The 15,470-nt window shown below is 56.0% G+C and carries 17 protein-coding genes; 7 read left to right on the forward strand and 10 right to left on the reverse strand.

Annotated elements, in window-relative coordinates:
• Positions 1–134: 134 nt before the first annotated feature.
• The gene (gene punC, locus ABLV12_RS02885) at positions 135–1,319 is read right to left on the reverse strand and encodes a purine nucleoside transporter PunC (RefSeq protein WP_004102704.1); all 1,185 of its coding nucleotides are present in this window, start codon (positions 1,317–1,319) and stop codon (positions 135–137) included.
• Positions 1,320–1,431: 112 nt separating this feature from the next.
• Between punC and punR the strand changes: the two genes are divergently transcribed.
• Positions 1,432–2,343, forward strand: coding sequence for a DNA-binding transcriptional activator PunR (gene punR / locus ABLV12_RS02890; RefSeq protein WP_064356088.1), 912 nt, complete (start codon positions 1,432–1,434; stop codon positions 2,341–2,343).
• An 18-nt stretch (positions 2,344–2,361) separates the two neighbouring features.
• Here the strand turns inward: punR and purR are convergent, their stop codons facing one another.
• Positions 2,362–3,387 carry an HTH-type transcriptional repressor PurR gene (purR, locus tag ABLV12_RS02895; protein ID WP_004102700.1) on the reverse strand — a complete coding sequence of 342 codons (1,026 nt, stop codon included), beginning with the start codon at positions 3,385–3,387 and terminating at the stop codon, positions 2,362–2,364.
• Between the two features lie 296 nt (positions 3,388–3,683).
• On the opposite strand from purR, the gene ABLV12_RS02900 reads away from it, so the two are divergent.
• Complete coding sequence (locus tag ABLV12_RS02900) at positions 3,684–3,773, forward strand: YnhF family membrane protein (RefSeq protein ID WP_049082851.1); 90 nt, start codon at positions 3,684–3,686, stop codon at positions 3,771–3,773.
• A 169-nt stretch (positions 3,774–3,942) separates the two neighbouring features.
• The gene (locus tag ABLV12_RS02905) at positions 3,943–5,109 is read left to right on the forward strand and encodes an MFS transporter (RefSeq protein WP_004102698.1); all 1,167 of its coding nucleotides are present in this window, start codon (positions 3,943–3,945) and stop codon (positions 5,107–5,109) included.
• Positions 5,110–5,165: 56 nt separating this feature from the next.
• Here ABLV12_RS02905 and sodB read toward each other — a convergent pair whose 3' ends face one another.
• Both sodB and ABLV12_RS02915 read right to left on the reverse strand, forming a co-directional pair.
• Entirely contained in the window at positions 5,166–5,747 is a 582-nt protein-coding gene (sodB, locus tag ABLV12_RS02910) for a superoxide dismutase [Fe] (protein WP_004102696.1), read from the reverse strand.
• Positions 5,748–6,058: 311 nt separating this feature from the next.
• Positions 6,059–6,913 carry a C40 family peptidase gene (locus ABLV12_RS02915; protein ID WP_064395741.1) on the reverse strand — a complete coding sequence of 285 codons (855 nt, stop codon included), beginning with the start codon at positions 6,911–6,913 and terminating at the stop codon, positions 6,059–6,061.
• 339 nt (positions 6,914–7,252) lie between these two features.
• Between ABLV12_RS02915 and grxD the strand changes: the two genes are divergently transcribed.
• Positions 7,253–7,600: a monothiol glutaredoxin 4 gene (gene grxD / locus ABLV12_RS02920; protein WP_004102692.1), complete on the forward strand. Its 348-nt coding sequence runs from the start codon at positions 7,253–7,255 to the stop codon at positions 7,598–7,600.
• Positions 7,601–7,650: 50 nt separating this feature from the next.
• Here the strand turns inward: grxD and rnt are convergent, their stop codons facing one another.
• From rnt to ABLV12_RS02940, 4 genes are all read right to left on the reverse strand, one after another.
• A complete protein-coding gene (rnt, locus tag ABLV12_RS02925) occupies positions 7,651–8,295 on the reverse strand; it encodes a ribonuclease T (RefSeq protein WP_004102691.1) in 645 nt (214 codons plus the stop codon).
• Positions 8,296–8,401: 106 nt separating this feature from the next.
• Positions 8,402–8,809 (reverse strand): lactoylglutathione lyase, encoded by a 408-nt coding sequence (gene gloA, locus ABLV12_RS02930; RefSeq protein WP_004102689.1) that lies wholly within the window; start codon positions 8,807–8,809, stop codon positions 8,402–8,404.
• 79 nt (positions 8,810–8,888) lie between these two features.
• Positions 8,889–9,986: an alkene reductase gene (locus ABLV12_RS02935; protein WP_004113448.1), complete on the reverse strand. Its 1,098-nt coding sequence runs from the start codon at positions 9,984–9,986 to the stop codon at positions 8,889–8,891.
• A 53-nt stretch (positions 9,987–10,039) separates the two neighbouring features.
• Positions 10,040–10,639 carry a TetR/AcrR family transcriptional regulator gene (locus ABLV12_RS02940; protein WP_105890363.1) on the reverse strand — a complete coding sequence of 200 codons (600 nt, stop codon included), beginning with the start codon at positions 10,637–10,639 and terminating at the stop codon, positions 10,040–10,042.
• 121 nt (positions 10,640–10,760) lie between these two features.
• On the opposite strand from ABLV12_RS02940, the gene ABLV12_RS02945 reads away from it, so the two are divergent.
• From ABLV12_RS02945 to sodC, 3 genes are read left to right on the forward strand one after another with little or no spacing between them, the layout of a single operon-like run.
• Entirely contained in the window at positions 10,761–11,021 is a 261-nt protein-coding gene (locus tag ABLV12_RS02945; RefSeq protein ID WP_153675721.1) for a DUF1289 domain-containing protein, read from the forward strand.
• A gap of 48 nt (positions 11,022–11,069) precedes the next feature.
• Entirely contained in the window at positions 11,070–11,966 is an 897-nt protein-coding gene (locus tag ABLV12_RS02950) for an aldo/keto reductase family oxidoreductase (RefSeq protein WP_004113445.1), read from the forward strand.
• Positions 11,967–12,025: 59 nt separating this feature from the next.
• Complete coding sequence (gene sodC / locus ABLV12_RS02955) at positions 12,026–12,547, forward strand: superoxide dismutase [Cu-Zn] SodC (protein ID WP_004102674.1); 522 nt, start codon at positions 12,026–12,028, stop codon at positions 12,545–12,547.
• Here sodC and ABLV12_RS02960 read toward each other — a convergent pair.
• A complete protein-coding gene (locus ABLV12_RS02960; RefSeq protein WP_004102672.1) occupies positions 12,540–14,564 on the reverse strand; it encodes an FUSC family protein in 2,025 nt (674 codons plus the stop codon). The genes sodC and ABLV12_RS02960 overlap by 8 nt on opposite strands.
• Entirely contained in the window at positions 14,564–15,460 is an 897-nt protein-coding gene (locus ABLV12_RS02965) for an HlyD family secretion protein (RefSeq protein WP_016810097.1), read from the reverse strand. The genes ABLV12_RS02960 and ABLV12_RS02965 overlap by 1 nt, the downstream gene beginning before the upstream one ends.
• Positions 15,461–15,470: the final 10 nt, after the last annotated feature.

Genomic DNA, 15,470 nt, shown 5'->3' on the forward strand with positions numbered 1-15,470 from the left:
CTGCTCCCGTTAAAAATCAACTAATCTTTCTATTTATGTGATGCCGGATCCAGTATAGGCCGCTAAAAACAGGCTTTCAACAAAAATATCTTAGCAAGCTAACTACTGGATCTGGCAACTATCAGCAGAATACCTTAAGCATGTGACGATTCTGTTTCCAGATGCGCGGCCTTATGCTGCATGCGGTAGCCGATTCCGGCCAGCACGATGGAGACCAGCATCACGCTGGTGGTCGTTAGCAGCGGAGTGGCGATCAGCGTGGAGACCAGCAGGCTGGTCAAAAAACAGAGGCCAAGCTGCAGGGTGTTTTGCAACGCCGCGGCGCGGCCTGTCGCCTCAGGGAAGGGCTTCAGCGCCTGGGCGACGACGATAGGATAGATACCGCCATTCACCACTGCCATGGCGCAGAACGGAATCATTAATCCCACCAGGGTTGCATTTTCCCGCAGGCCAACCAGCCAGGTTGCGGCCACGCTGACGGCGAAGATCGCCAGCAGCCACGGCAGAATTTGCTGGCCCTGCCATTTTTGCAGCGCCGCCCGGCAGCCGTAGCCACCTACCAGAAACGCGATGGTTTGCGGAACATAGCTCAGGCCGATAACGGTCGGGCCGTAGCCCATCTCGTGAAGGATAAACGGCGACCCCGTCAGCCAGGCAAAGAAGCTGGCGGAACAGGCGGCGTAGATCAGCACGTTGCCGCTATATTCCCGCGAACGCAGCAGGGCGAGGAACGTAAGCTTCTGCTGGGCGCTGACGATCCTTTTTTTCGCCGCCTTCAGGCGCAGGGCTGGCAGCATTAACAGCAGGGTAATGGCGAACAGAACGGCAAAAATAGCCTGCCATTCAAAATGAACCAGTAACCAGCTGCCGAGCAGCGGCGCCAGCGCAGGCGATAATCCCACCAGGGGCATAATGGCGGCGAAAATGCGGTTGGTTTTTTGGGCAGGATAATAATCGGTCACCATGGCCTGCCAGGTCACCGCGGCGGCGCAAACCCCCAGAGCCTGGATAAAACGCAGCGCCAGCATCAGCGTAGCATCACGGACCCAAAGCATGCCCAGACAGCCGATGGCAAAGATGGCCAGTCCGCTCAACAGCACCGGTTTACGGCCGTAACGATCGGAGATGGGCCCCCAGAAAAGCTGGCCCAGCGCAAAGCCCGCGAGAAACAGACTCAGGCTGGCGCTGATCGACGCCGCTGAGGTATGCAGATCTTGCTGCATGGCCGCAAAAGCCGGCAGGTACATATCGGTGGCCAGAAAGCCCAGAACGCTGAGTCCGGCCAGCCAGACTAAAAATCCTTTCCCAGGTTGTTGCATATCATTCTCTTTTTAGTGATGCAGGTACGATGGCGCAGAGTGTAGGGAGTGCATTCAGGCTTGTGAAACGCTAATATTTGTCAGGTGAATTCAAAAATTTTGCAGGCAGAAAATGTGGTCTGAATACTCGCTTGAAGTTGTCGATGCTGTCGCCCGCAACGGCAGCTTTAGCGCCGCTGCGCAGGAATTGCACCGCGTCCCTTCGGCCGTCAGCTATACAGTGCGTCAGCTGGAAGAGTGGCTGGCGGTGCCGCTATTTGAACGCCGCCATCGGGATGTCGAGCTAACCCCTGCCGGCGTTTGGTTTTTGCAGGAAGGGCGATCTGTTATCAAAAAAATGCAGATCACCCGCCAGCAGTGTCAGCAGATAGCCAACGGCTGGCGCGGACAGCTCTCTATCGCGGTGGATAATATCGTTAAGCCAACGCGTATGCGGCAGATGATCGTTGATTTCTATCGTCACTTTGATGACGTTGAGCTGATTGTTTTTCAGGAGGTGTTCAACGGCGTCTGGGATGCGCTGGCCGACGGTCGCGTGGAGCTGGCGATCGGCGCAACGCGCTCAATTCCGGTTGGGGGCCGCTACGCCTTTCGGGATATGGGAATGCTGAGCTGGGACTGCGTCGTCGCAAGCCACCATCCGCTGGCCAAAATGACGGGACCTTTAAGCGATGACGTCCTGCGCAACTGGCCATCGCTGGTCAGAGAGGATACCTCACGCTCGCTGCCGAAGCGGACCACCTGGCTGCTCGATAACCAGAAGAGGGTGGTTGTGCCGGACTGGGATGCCTCTGAAACCTGTCTCTCCGCGGGGCTGTGCGTCGGGATGGTGCCCGGGCATTTAGCAAAGCCGTGGCTCGATAGCGGTGAATGGATGGCGCTGGAGCTGGAGAACCCATTCCCGGATGCTGCCTGCTGTCTGACGTGGCAGCAAAGCGATGCCTCTCCGGCCCTGTTATGGCTGCTGGATTATCTTGGCGATAGCGAAACGCTGAATCGGGAGTGGCTGCGGGCGCCGGAATAACCGACGCCGCAGGAAAGGTTAACGGCGGTAATCGACAAACGGGCCGTCGGCCACAGAGCGGCGCTCGACCAGACGCGGATGGACTTCAATCGACTGCGAGACTTCGCGCTTATTGACGATGCGATCCAGCAGCATATTAAAGGCCGCTTCGCCCAGAGAGTCTTTAGGCTGATGGATGGTGGTCAGCGCCGGGCTGAAGTAGCGGGCGTTGCGCACGTTATCATAACCGATCAGCGAAATATCCTGCGGCACGCGCAGCCCCATTTCATCCGCCGCGCAGATGGCGCCCATGGCCATAATATCGCCGCCGCAGAAAATAGCCGTCGGGCGAGGATGCTGGTTGAGAATTTGCTGCATGGCGCGATAGCCGGACTCCGGTTCAAAATCGCCCTGGACAATCCAGTTTTCCGGAACGCCGATCTGCGCTTCTTCCATGGCTTTCATAAAGCCTGCCAGCCGGCCCGCACCGGTGTTACGCTCCAGTGGGCCTGGGATCACGCCGATATCGCGGTGGCCGCGTTCAACCAGGTAGCGTCCGGCAATATAGCCGCCTTCGAAGGCGTTATCGACGACCGAATCAGTAAAGTCGGCTTTTGCCTCGCCCCAGTCCATGACCACCATCGGGATGTGGCGATACTCTTCCAGCATGCTTAATACCGATTCCGGATACTCGGAGCACATCACCAGCAGGCCATCAACGCGCTTCTGCGCCATCATTGACAGATAGGCGCGCTGTTTCTCCGGGTCGTTCCAGGCGTTGCCGAGGATAAGGGTATAGCCCTTCTGGAAGCAGTTTTTCTCGACTGCTTCGATAATCTCGGCGAAATAAGCCGCTTCGCTGCTGGTCGCCAGCAGACCAATAGACTTGGTGTGATTGACCTTCAGGCTACGAGCAACGGCGCTGGGGGAGTAATGCAGCTCCTTAATGGCCGCCCATACCGCATTGCGCGTCTCTTCCGCTACGAATCGGGTTTTGTTAATTACATGTGATACTGTTGTAGTGGAAACGTTTGCGCGTTTCGCTACATCTTTAATAGTTGCCATTACTTCTCACTCCAGACCTTGACCTGATCGTCTGTTTATCGGTACGTAAACGATTGCCTGTACACACCCTGGCGCCAAAATGGATCATGGCATCACGTCGGGAAAACGACACAGAACGACAGGAAGGGGTCAATGGCCGATACGCTTTCAAATTAGCGTGGGATTTTGTCCGATCTTGGGGCAAAGGGGAAGAGCAAAAATGTGCATCACTCTAAATCTCGGAAGATTTTTACGCTATTCTGTGTAAAAATGAGCAAGCTCACTTTTCATGTGGGGATAATCAGGGGGAAAAATTGATGGATACAAATTTAAAGTTTTCGCTGACGACAACGATTATTGTTCTGGGTTTGATTGTTGCCGCAGGTTTGACTGCAGTACTGCACTAATTCTTTACTGAGAGGGAGGGGCCGCTCTCCCTTTACCCCCCGCCTATTATTATCAATTTCGCAAAAATCTTTTGCCATTTCGTTTACTTTTGTTTTTCTGTGATTGATGTCATGCTTTTGACTTCTGAATAAGATGCCGTCGCTGAAGGCGGCCTGATGGAGTTCCTGCATGAAAATCAACTTTCCCCTGCTCGCGCTGGCGATCGGCGCCTTTGGTATCGGCACGACCGAGTTCTCCCCGATGGGACTATTACCGGTTATTGCTAAAGGCGTGGATGTGTCTATTCCGGCGGCGGGAATGCTCATTAGCGCTTATGCCATCGGCGTGATGGTCGGTGCGCCGTTAATGACCCTGCTGCTCTCCCACCGCGCGCGCAGAAATGCGCTAATCTTTCTGATGGCCATTTTTACCCTCGGTAATGTGCTCTCTTCAATTGCCCCGGATTACACTACGCTGCTGCTGTCGCGCATTATTACCAGCCTCAACCACGGCGCCTTCTTCGGTCTCGGCTCGGTGGTGGCGGCGAGCGTGGTGCCTAAACATAAGCAGGCCAGCGCGGTAGCAACGATGTTTATGGGGCTGACGATCGCCAATATCGGCGGCGTTCCTGCGGCAACATGGCTGGGCGAAACTATCGGCTGGAGAATGTCGTTCCTGGCAACGGCGGGGCTGGGCGTTGTTGCGATGATCGGCCTGTGGCTGTCGCTACCGAAGGGCAGCGCCGGCGAACGTCCGGACGTGAAGCAGGAACTTTCGGTGCTGATGCGTCCGCAGGTGCTGTCGGCGCTATTGACCACCGTGTTGGGCGCCGGGGCGATGTTCACGCTTTATACCTATATCTCCCCGGTTCTGCATACCATCACCCACGCTTCACCGCTGTTTGTGACCGCCATGCTGGTGCTGATTGGCGTCGGTTTCTCGCTGGGTAACTATCTCGGCGGTAAGTTTGCCGACCGTTCCGTTACCGCAACGCTGAAGGGCTTTCTTCTGCTGCTGATGGTCATTATGCTGGCGATCCCGCTGCTGGCTCAGTCGCAGGTGGGAGCGGCGATAAGTATGGTTGTCTGGGGGGCGGCGACGTTTGCGGTGGTACCGCCTTTGCAGATGCGCGTGATGCGCGTCGCTCATGAGGCGCCGGGGCTGTCTTCATCGGTTAATATCGGGGCCTTCAATCTTGGTAACGCGCTGGGCGCGGCGGCGGGGGGCGCGGTTATATCCGGCGGCCTGGGATATGCGTTCGTACCGGTGATGGGAGCGATTATCGCGGGCGTAGCGCTACTGCTGGTGCTGTTCAGCGGGCGGGCGCAACCGGAAGAGGCGTTTGCTAACCATTAAGTTCACGTGAAGGGAAATAATAACCGCAGAAGCAGCAATGCTTCTGCGGTTGGCTTTTATGCTGCCAGATTAGCGGCAACAAACTTCCAGTTTACCAGCGCCCAGAAGTGTTCCAGATAGTTCGGACGGGCGTTACGGTAGTCGATGTAATACGCATGTTCCCAGACATCCACGGTCAGCAGCGGGGTGGCGTCGCTGGTCAGCGGCGTACCGGCGTTGCTGGTAGAGACGATGGCCAGGCTACCGTCGGCATTTTTCACCAGCCAGGTCCAGCCTGCGCCGAAATTTTTTGCCGCCGCGTCGGTGAATTTGGCCTTGAAATCCGCGAAGCTGCCGAAAGATTTAGCGATAGCCGCCGCCAGTTCGCCTTCCGGTTCGCCACCGGCGTTTGGCGCCAGGCAGTTCCAGTAGAAGGTGTGGTTCCAGACCTGCGCGGCGTTGTTAAAGACGCCGCCATCGGAAGAACGCACGATCTCTTCCAGGGTTTTGCCTTCAAACGCGGTGCCTTTGATCAGGTTGTTAAGGTTAGTCACATAGGCCTGGTGGTGCTTACCGTAGTGGTATTCCAGGGTTTCCGCTGAAATGTGCGGCGCCAGGGCGTCTTTTGCATATGGTAATGCAGGTAATTCGAACGACATTGCTACTCTCCTTTTTATCGTTATACCCTTCATAATCCCAGCGGCATCTGTATTGACTGCCTGCACTTACCCCGGTCATGTACTGTTGTTCGCTCCCGGGATGCGCTGAGCTGCCGCAAGACTCGGCTTAAGCCTCGCCCTTTTGGGGCCTGCGCAAGCGCGGTTCAAAACGGCAGGGCGTCTTGTGATGCTGCTGCAATTATTCTGGGTCTGGTGCGCGCAATAACCCTGTATTGCGCAAGGTAATAGTAGCAAATTAAAAGATGTGGCAAAAGAGAGAGTTACCCTGTCGCCGCAGCGACAAGGCACATTTAGCGAATGGTTTTCGGCGTCATAACGCGACGCGCGCCGACGTAGTGGCGTACCCAGTAATCGTCGCTTAAAGAGGTAATCTGTATATCGCGACCGGTGCGCGGAGACTGGATAAACTTGCCGTTGCCGACGTATACCCCGACGTGATCTGCCGTCCCGCGCCCGCGGGTGCGGAAGAAGACGAGATCCCCGCTTTGCAGCTCGCCGCGATCCACTGGACGAGCGTCGCGCAGGTGATACATCTCATTGGCAGTGCGCGGAATATGAATTTTAACCAGGTCTTTATAGGCGTAATAGACCAGACCACTGCAATCAAATCCGGTGCGCGGAGAGGTCCCGCCCCAGCGATAAGGTTTGCCAATCTGATCCATCAACTTTGACATCGCGGTGCTTTGCGCTTTTTGTACCCGCGCTTTATGCGCATCGGCGATAGTCAGCTGCGGCTCGTCGGCAATGGGTTTGCAGCGGGTTTTATAGCCTTTACGCACCACGCACTTTTTCTGCAGGCTCGCCGCGGCCAGCTTGCTTTCCGCAATCGACCTTGTCGAGCTGGCGCACAGCTTTTTGTAGCCCTTGCGCAGGACGCATTTTTTGGTGGCGCTGACGGTCTGGCGTGAAGCGGTTGTTTTGCTGCGGCTGGCGGTCGGTGTTTTTTTGCTGGAGGTTTTGGCGGTGGTTTTGCTTTTGGAACTGGCTGCTTTTTTCTTACGCTCTGCGGTAGTGCCTTTAGCCGGATGCGCTTTGGGCGTGGCCGAAGCGTGCGTATGCCCGGAAGCATGCGCCAGCGGCGTAAGTGAAATAGATGTGAAAAGTAATGCACAGAGCGAAATCGCGATTTTGTTAAGACGCGCCACTGAGCAATCCCCTGATTAAATTACAGACATATACCTATGCCTGACGATGAATGACAAAACGCATCGATTCTAAAGCATAAAATCGTGGAAAGTTAATACTCTTTTGTATCTAAAGTCTCGTTTGGTTAACATTTGCAAAAAAATGCGTCTCCCGGCGGGCTCGCCGCATGAAAAACGCGCAACGCGTTGCTGCGTATAGCAATAAAATGATATTTTTGAGGCAACTTTTGCCTACAGAAGATAAAATGAGGCAAGTGAAAAAAATGTTATTATCGGTCCTGCGTTCAGGGCGCTACAATGACAAATTACTGCCGTAGAGAAGTTTAAGGAAGCACGACAATGAGCACGACTTTAGAAAAAATCCAACGTCAAATCGCTGAAAACCCGATCCTGCTGTATATGAAAGGGTCTCCGAAGCTGCCAAGCTGCGGTTTCTCCGCTCAGGCCGTTCAGGCACTCTCTGCCTGTGGCGAACGTTTTGCCTACGTCGATATCCTGCAAAACCCGGACATCCGCGCGGAACTGCCTAAATACGCTAACTGGCCAACCTTCCCGCAGCTGTGGGTAGACGGTGAGCTGGTCGGCGGCTGTGACATCGTGATTGAAATGTATCAGCGCGGCGAACTGCAGCAGCTGATCAAAGAAACGGCCGCTAAGTACAAAACTGACGAGCCGAAAGCAGAGTAATTTTGCTTTAAATAAAAAAGCGACTTCTCGTGAAGTCGCTTTTTTTTCATTTATTCTTCGGCCACAGGTAAGGGCCAGCCGCCAAGACGCTTCCAGCGGTTGACGATTTCGCAGAATAGCTGCGCCGTTTGTTCGGTATCGTAAAGCGCAGAGTGGGCCTGAGTCCCGTCAAATGCCATTCCGGCGGCGATACAGGCTTTCGACAATACCGTTTGGCCAAGCGCAAGACCGCTCAGGGCCGCGGTATCGAAGGTGACGAACGGATGGAATGGATTACGTTTCAGCCCCGCACGTTCTGCCGCCGCCATGGTAAAGCTATGGTCGAAGGTGGCGTTATGCGCGACCATAATAGCGCGACTGCAGTCGCTCTCTTTCATGCCCTTGCGGATCATTTTAAAAATCGCGTGCAGCGCATCGTATTCGCTCACCGCGCCGCGCTCGGGATCGTTGGGGTTAATACCGTTAAAAGCCAGAGCTTCGGGCTGCAGGTTTGCGCCCTCAAAAGGTTCAACATGAAAATGTAGCGTTTCGTCCGGCATGAGCCAGCCTTCTTCGTCCATTTTCAGCGTAATAGCGGCGATCTCCAGCAGGGCGTCGGTTTTGGCATTAAATCCGGCGGTCTCAACATCAATTACCACTGGATAAAAACCGCGAAAACGGTCGCACAGACCATTCAGTTGAGCGTTCTCGGACATCAGATTCTCTTAGCTGGAAAAAAGTAGCGCGCATTATGGCAAATTTTGCCGCGGCTTGCAGCAGGAAGGGGATAAAACAGCGGGCACCGCGGGCGCCCGCAGCAGATTAGTTGCCGAGGCCTTTTCCGGCGTCTTTCTCTTCAATCAGCTCGATTTTATAACCATCCGGATCTTCGACGAAGGCGATGACCGTCGTACCGCCTTTAACCGGGCCGGCTTCACGGGTCACGTTGCCGCCGTTCTGACGAATACGTTCGCAGGCTTCCGCCGCGTTTTCAACGCTCAGCGCAATATGACCATACGCGTTACCGAGATCGTACTTATCCACGCCCCAGTTGTAGGTCAGCTCAATCACGGCGGTATCGCTTTCTTCGCCGTAACCCACGAATGCCAGCGAGTATTTATATTCAGTGTTTTCGCTGGTGCGCAGCAGTTTCATGCCCAGCACGTTGGTGTAAAACTCAATAGAACGTTGCAGGTCGCCAACGCGCAGCATGGTGTGAAGTAAGCGCATAATGTCCCCTATGCAGTTTATTTTGATACATCAGAGCGTTGAGTATAGCGGCGATAACCCGCCGCTATCAATGGAGGGATTACAGGGTAGGGTAATCGGTATAACCTTCCGCGCCGCCGCCGTAGAAGCTTTCCGGACGCTGTGGGTTCAGAGCGGCCTTTTTCTGCAGGCGCGCCACCAGGTCCGGGTTAGCAATGTAGTCGCGACCAAAGGCCACGGCATCGATCAGCCCTTTACCGATCAGATCGTTGGCCTTTTCAACCGTGTAGGCGCCCGCGCCGATAATAGCGCCCGGGAAACGGTCGCGCACTTTCTGGCGGAACTCATCGCTATACGGTTGGCCGCCAGCCCAGTCCGGTTCGGACATGTGTAGGTAGGCAATACCGCGTTTCGCCAGCTCTTCGATCAGATAGAGCGCGTCGGCTTCTTCATTCGGGCCATTATCGACGTTCTGGAAGCTGCCGATGGGCGAGACGCGAATACCGATACGGTCGGCGCTCCACTCTTTACTCACCGCATCAACCACTTCCAGCACCAGGCGAGCGCGATTTTCCACGCTGCCGCCGTACTGGTCAGTACGATGGTTGGCAGAAGGGGAAAGGAACTGGTGCAGCAGGTAACCGTGGGCGGAGTGCAGTTCGACAAGATCGAATCCGGCATCGCGGGCGTTACCTACCGCCTGACGGAAATCATCAACGATCCCCGGGATCTCGTGGGTTTCGAGCGCGCGCGGCATTGAGGTGTCAACGCGAATGGCATGGCCGTTTTCGTCGCGCAGCGAAGTCCGGGTGCCCGCGCTGATGGCCGATGGCGCAACCGGGGCGGCGCCGCCGGGCTGGATGCTGCTGTGCGAAATACGCCCGGTATGCCACAACTGGACGGCAATACGCCCGTTTTCAGCGTGGACGCCGGCGGTGATCTTTTTCCATGCGGCAATCTGTTCCGGACTGTGCAGCCCTGGCGCACCCGCGTAGCCTTTAGCCTGAGCGGAAATCTGGGTCGCTTCGGAAATAATCAGGCCGGAGCTGGCGCGCTGGCGGTAGTATTCGCCCATCAGCGGGGTGGGAATATCCCCCGGCTCAATACTGCGCAGACGCGTTAGCGGAGCCATAAACACGCGATTCGGCACGGTTACCGCACCTACTTTCAACGGGGTAAACAACTTTGATTCTGACATAATGACTCCTGAGTAGACCGGTCGTCTTGAAACGGGTTAAATAAAAACGCCTGTTATAGGGCAGGCGCAGCAATAATTTTTTTAGCGTGGGCCAGGGCGCTTTCCAGCGGCGTTGCGCTGTGCGTAATCTTGGCCTGCAGATTCGCCCCCAGCCACAGAGAGTAAAGCACCTGCGAGAGCGTTAATGCGTCACCGTCAAACGTCAGGCTACCTTCCTGACGACCTTGCTCCAGCGCATCGGCCAGCAGGGTAATGATCTGACTGGCCCCTTTATCCATCGCGGTGCGCATATCTTCCGACAGATCGCAGACCTCTGCCGACAGCTTCACCGTCAGGCAGCCACTAATGATGCCCTGCTGGCAAAACTGGGTCAGCGTATGCTGATAGTAGGCCAAAAGGCGGTCGCGATAGTTTCCCTCGCCGTGGGCAAAATGCTCAACCAGGCGCTGAAGATATCCGGCGTAGTGATGGTCGAGCAGCGCTACGCCAAAGGCTTCTTTAGAGCGAAAATAGTGATAGAAAGAACCTTTCGGCACTTCCGCTGTTTTTAGCAGTTCACTCAGCCCCATACCGGTAAAACCCCGATGCATACAAAGCTGCTCGCCGGTGGCCAGGATATGTTCGCGGGTATTGCATTCACTGTGTTTGTTCATGGCGCTCACTGTAATAGACCGATTGGTCTAATGCAAGCCATAATTAAAAATGCTGCCTGGCGCAGAGGGCGACGAACAAAATTTGCGTACGGCGGATGAAACGTCTTCAATAAAGACAGAGATGAGCGGCTGGAGAGGCGAAGTGGCTGAACAACTGGAGTTCTTCCCGGTACAGAGTCCCTGCCGGGGGATTTGTCAGTCTGATGAACGCGGCTACTGCCGGGGGTGCATGCGTAGCCGCGATGAGCGTTTCAACTGGCAGAAAATGAGCGATGCGCAAAAGCAGGATGTTCTGCGTCTGTGTCGCCAGCGGCTGCTGCGTAAATTACGCGCAGCTAAGCAGGATAGTGCGGAAGAACCGCAGCAACCCTCACTGTTTTAAGCAAAAAATTGCGTATACTCAGGACACTTTTTTATTGAGGAAGCTGTTATGGTTCAGCGTATTGCTATGGCTCCCCAGGGGCCGGAATTCTCTCGTTTCGTGATGGGCTACTGGCGTCTGATGGACTGGAAGATGTCCGCTCAGGCGCTGGTGGGCTTTGTGGAGCAACACCTGGATCTGGGCATCACCACCATCGATCATGCCGATATTTACGGCGACTATCGCTGTGAGGCGGCGTTTGGCGAAGCGTTAAAGCTGGCGCCCCATCTGCGCAACCGGATGGAGATCGTCACCAAATGCGGAATTGCCACGAAAGCGCGGGCAGAAAATACCATCGGCCACTATATTACCGACCGCGACCATATTGTGCTGAGCGCGGAGCAGTCGCTGCGTAATCTGGCGACCGACCATCTGGACCTGCTGCTGATTCATCGCCCGGACCCGCTGATGGATGCTGACGAAGTGGCTGAGGCCTTCCTGGCTTTACATCATAGCGGCAAGGTTCGCCACTTCGGCGTGTCGAACTTTACCCCCGCCCAGTTTACCCTGCTGCAGTCGCGCCTGCCGTTTACCCTGGCGACTAATCAGGTGGAAATTTCCCCGGTTCACCAGCCGCTGCTGCTTGACGGTACGCTCGATCAGCTTCAGCAGCTGCGCATCCGACCGATGGCCTGGTCCTGCCTCGGCGGCGGTCGTTTGTTTAACGACGAAAGCTTCCAGCCGCTGCGCGATGAGCTGGCCCGCGTCGCTCAGGAGCTCAATGCGGAAAGCATTGAGCAGGTGGTGTACGCCTGGATCCTGCGTCTGCCGTCGCAGCCGCTGCCAATTATCGGTTCAGGAAAAATTGAGCGCGTGCGCTCGGCGGTTGTCGCTGAAAAGCTAAATATGAGCCGTCAGCAGTGGTTCCGCATTCGCAAAGCGGCCTTAGGCTACGACGTTCCGTAAACACCGACACCTCAGCAATGGCCTACACTGAATAGTGATAGAGCCATTGAGGAGGTGTTATGCAACGATGTATTCTCGCCATACTTACCCTGGCCGCCTGTGCGGGCGCGCAGGCGGCCAGCGAAAGCGTCGATATCAATCTTGTGACCAGCCAGAGCGTTGGTCAGGCCATCGGTAGCGTGAAAATTAGTGAAACCGCGAAAGGTCTCGAGTTTACTCCGGACCTGAAAGCGCTGCCTCCCGGCGAGCACGGCTTCCATATTCACGCCAACGGTAGCTGCCAGCCGGCCATCAAAGAAGGTAAAGCCGTCGCCGCTGGCGCAGCCGGCGGACATTACGATCCGCAAAACACCGGAAAGCATGAAGGTCCTGACGGCGCCGGTCATCTCGGCGATCTGCCGTTCCTGGTGGTTAATAACGACGGAAAAGCCACCCAGCCGGTGGTCGCGCCGCGTTTAAAAACCCTCGATGAAGTGAAAGGCAAGGCGCTGATGATTCACGTGGGGGGCGATAATATGTCCGACAGCCCGCAGCCTCTCGGCGGTGGCGGCGAGCGCTTCGCCTGCGGCGTCATCAAGTAGTCCTTTCCGTCAACGTTCCTGCGATCGGCGCCTGTTCCAGCTGAGACAGGGCGCACCAGAGTCGCCAGATAACCGCCGCCAGCTCTCTGGCGGCGGGCTGGTGGTGGCGATTAAGCGCGTCGCAGATGCGCTGCAGTTCCTGCAGCGTTGAAGCGAGAGGGCGCTGCTGAACGCCGCGCTCGCTCATCACGTCACGCAGCAGGCTAATGCACAGATCGCGCACCTGCGAGAGCGGGTCGGAGCGCGTTTCCCAGTCGCGTAGTTGCCACACCACGTGGGAACAATTGAGTAACACGACGCCCCAGCGCAGCAGCCAGCGGCGCGCCAGCGCATCCTGACTGTTGCTAAGCTGGCTAATGTGATGATAAACCAGCGACTCAAATTCATGTTCACTATGCTGCGGACGACGACTCAATTGGTCGACAAAGTGACGCCGTAACGCACGGATGTGCCGACGGCTTTTACGCGCGTCTGAACCTGGACTGATAATGGCGAAAGCCAGCCAGGCAAGTCCTACCCCAATGATTTTTCCCAGATTATCATTAAGAAACGAAGCGTAGTCGTACACCGGCGGGTTGGTGACCGAAATAAATGAGCCCATAAAAACGATCAACTGCCCCCACAGTCCGGCGAGCTTTGGCATCTGCTGTTTGAGCAACTGCATGGTGGTCAGCAGGGGAAACAGAAATAGCAAAAACTGCCATAAATCGGTTATCTGCACCATCAGGCCAAATTTCACGACAAAGCTAAAGAGCGAAAGCAGGATCAGGGTACGCATTAAAAGCGTTAATGATTTAAACGGTGAGGGTGAAACCGAATACAGCACGCAGCAGATAGCCGCCAGAGTAAGCGCTGCAGCGCAGGCCTGCCACTGGGTGCTTATACCCCATGCGCCGACCATCACCAGCGCGCAAAAAGCGCGAACCCCGTTCCAGAGAGCTTCGGCCTGATCGGTATGGCGGGCCAGCGCGGGTGCGGAAGGTACGTTGAATTCGGTGATCGCGGTGGCGTTTTCGATGCGCTTGAGCCAGCGGCTGCTCTCCAGATACAGGCGACAAAAATAGCGCAGGCGCTTCCAGAAGGCGATGTGTCGGTAGTCGGCATCGGCGGGCGGCGCAAGCGGCGCGATAATGCGGGCAACGCTGTAAGCATCGGCGTTTGAAAGCGCTAACTCGCTGAGCAAAGACTCCAGAATCTCGCGAGTACGAGCGGGCGCGGCGGGCCAGTTAAGCAGCATCCGCCGCAGGCTCGAAATGACGCTGGTCATTCGTAGCTGCTGATGTAGCAAGTAGTTGAGCAGCGGATTTTGCCGGCGAAAGCGATAATGGCTCCAGAAGGCCTGAATGCGCAGCAGATTCATGGTCAGGATTTGCCCAATCACGCTCTCGTGCGCGGCGCGGATAGCATCGGTTGTTTCCGGGACCCACAGCAGACTGGCGTGTTCCAGCAGGCGGGCATGCATATTTTTTAGCGCGCTCAGTAGCGTGGTGCCGTCGGAGGTACTCGGTAAAATCATCATCATTAGCCCGCCGCACAATATACCGACGATAACCTCGCAGACGCGCGACTGGGCGATAGTCCACAGTTCGTTAGCATCGGTAATATTGATAACCGGGAAAGCGATAATCGCGCAGGTGTAGCCCGCAAGCTGGAATGCATAGGCGACGTTATTGGTGAACATCGCGCAGGCCCAGGTACAGAGAGCTATCCACGCCGATATACTAAAAAGAAATAGCCACGGATCGTTGAGCGTATGGCCGGCCAGCAGCAGCGCCGCGCAGGCGCCGAGCAGGCTGCCGGCAATACGGCCAAAGCTTTTGCTGATCACGCCGCCGACGGTGGGAAAGCTGACTACCGCGGCGGAAGTCATCGCCCAGTAGGGTTCGTCAAGATTCAGCCAGTAGGCGACGCTCAACGCCAGGCACATGGCAATCCCGTTACGCAGGGCATAGCGCCACTGCGGACGGCTGGCCTTAATCCAGGGAAGAGAGCGCCACGTCAGGGCCTGTAGCTTCATTACTGTGGGCCAATGGCAACGGTGCAGGTGGTACCGGAGACCAACGTGATATCCGGCGGCAGATGGTCAAACTCAATGCGCACCGGCACGCGCTGGGCAAGGCGTACCCAGGGAATATTCGGTTTAATATTCGCCACCAGACCACTTCCGCTCTCTACGCTCTGATCGACAATAGCGCGTCCGATACTGCCTACGTGACCCTGTAACTTTTCTTTGCTGCTATAGAGGACGATCTGCGCGCTATCGCCGGGACGGATATTACGCAGTTTCGTTTCTTCAAAATAACCGATCACGTAAAAGGAGTGGCTGTCGACGAGGGCAAAAAGCGGATGGCCTACGGTTGCGTAGTCGCCAATGCGGGTCGAAAGGTTCGTTACCCAGCCGTCAACCGGGGCCTTAATTTCGGTCTGCGCGAGCTGCCATTGGGCATGATCGAGGGTGGCCTGGGCGGCTCCCACGACGGCCTTAGCCGCTGCCAGGTTAGTATTAGCGGTATTAAGCGCAGTATTGGCGTTTTCTAAATCTTCTGCGGAGATGAAATTCTCGGAGAGATGGCGTCGGCGAGCGGCATCGCTGGCGGCTTTTTTCTGTTCAGCCTGCGCGCGGGCAACTTCAGCTCGAGCCTTGTCGAGCTGGGCCTGGGCGTTGAGCAGCGCAATTTTATAAGGCGTATCATCAATTCTGAACAGCACTTCACCGGCCTTAACCAGCTGGTTATCGCGTACGTTGAGCTGCAGGATGCTCCCGGACACCTGCGGCGTAACGCCTACCTGCTCGGCCCGGACTTTCCCGTCGCGGGTCCACGGGGACTGCGTGTAGTAATTCCAGACCAGCCAGGCGGCAATAATGGCCAGCGCGGCGACCAGCAGCGTGGATAAATATTTTAGTTTCTTCATGTAATGAACA

The sequence above is a fragment of the Klebsiella sp. CN_Kp100 genome, assembly GCF_040065315.1.
Classification (GTDB): domain Bacteria; phylum Pseudomonadota; class Gammaproteobacteria; order Enterobacterales; family Enterobacteriaceae; genus Klebsiella; species Klebsiella oxytoca.

What these genes read in the sequence shown, in the direction of transcription:
- punC (WP_004102704.1), bottom strand. Translation starts at nt 1,319, where the DNA reads ATGCAACAACCTGGGAAAGGATTTTTAGTCTGGCTGGCCGGACTCAGC.
- punR (WP_064356088.1), top strand. Translation starts at nt 1,432, where the DNA reads ATGTGGTCTGAATACTCGCTTGAAGTTGTCGATGCTGTCGCCCGCAAC.
- purR (WP_004102700.1), bottom strand. Translation starts at nt 3,387, where the DNA reads ATGGCAACTATTAAAGATGTAGCGAAACGCGCAAACGTTTCCACTACA.
- ABLV12_RS02900 (WP_049082851.1), top strand. Translation starts at nt 3,684, where the DNA reads ATGGATACAAATTTAAAGTTTTCGCTGACGACAACGATTATTGTTCTG.
- ABLV12_RS02905 (WP_004102698.1), top strand. Translation starts at nt 3,943, where the DNA reads ATGAAAATCAACTTTCCCCTGCTCGCGCTGGCGATCGGCGCCTTTGGT.
- sodB (WP_004102696.1), bottom strand. Translation starts at nt 5,747, where the DNA reads ATGTCGTTCGAATTACCTGCATTACCATATGCAAAAGACGCCCTGGCG.
- grxD (WP_004102692.1), top strand. Translation starts at nt 7,253, where the DNA reads ATGAGCACGACTTTAGAAAAAATCCAACGTCAAATCGCTGAAAACCCG.
- rnt (WP_004102691.1), bottom strand. Translation starts at nt 8,295, where the DNA reads ATGTCCGAGAACGCTCAACTGAATGGTCTGTGCGACCGTTTTCGCGGT.
- gloA (WP_004102689.1), bottom strand. Translation starts at nt 8,809, where the DNA reads ATGCGCTTACTTCACACCATGCTGCGCGTTGGCGACCTGCAACGTTCT.
- ABLV12_RS02935 (WP_004113448.1), bottom strand. Translation starts at nt 9,986, where the DNA reads ATGTCAGAATCAAAGTTGTTTACCCCGTTGAAAGTAGGTGCGGTAACC.
- ABLV12_RS02940 (WP_105890363.1), bottom strand. Translation starts at nt 10,639, where the DNA reads ATGAACAAACACAGTGAATGCAATACCCGCGAACATATCCTGGCCACC.
- ABLV12_RS02945 (WP_153675721.1), top strand. Translation starts at nt 10,761, where the DNA reads ATGAGCGGCTGGAGAGGCGAAGTGGCTGAACAACTGGAGTTCTTCCCG.
- ABLV12_RS02950 (WP_004113445.1), top strand. Translation starts at nt 11,070, where the DNA reads ATGGTTCAGCGTATTGCTATGGCTCCCCAGGGGCCGGAATTCTCTCGT.
- sodC (WP_004102674.1), top strand. Translation starts at nt 12,026, where the DNA reads ATGCAACGATGTATTCTCGCCATACTTACCCTGGCCGCCTGTGCGGGC.
- ABLV12_RS02960 (WP_004102672.1), bottom strand. Translation starts at nt 14,564, where the DNA reads ATGAAGCTACAGGCCCTGACGTGGCGCTCTCTTCCCTGGATTAAGGCC.
- ABLV12_RS02965 (WP_016810097.1), bottom strand. Translation starts at nt 15,460, where the DNA reads ATGAAGAAACTAAAATATTTATCCACGCTGCTGGTCGCCGCGCTGGCC.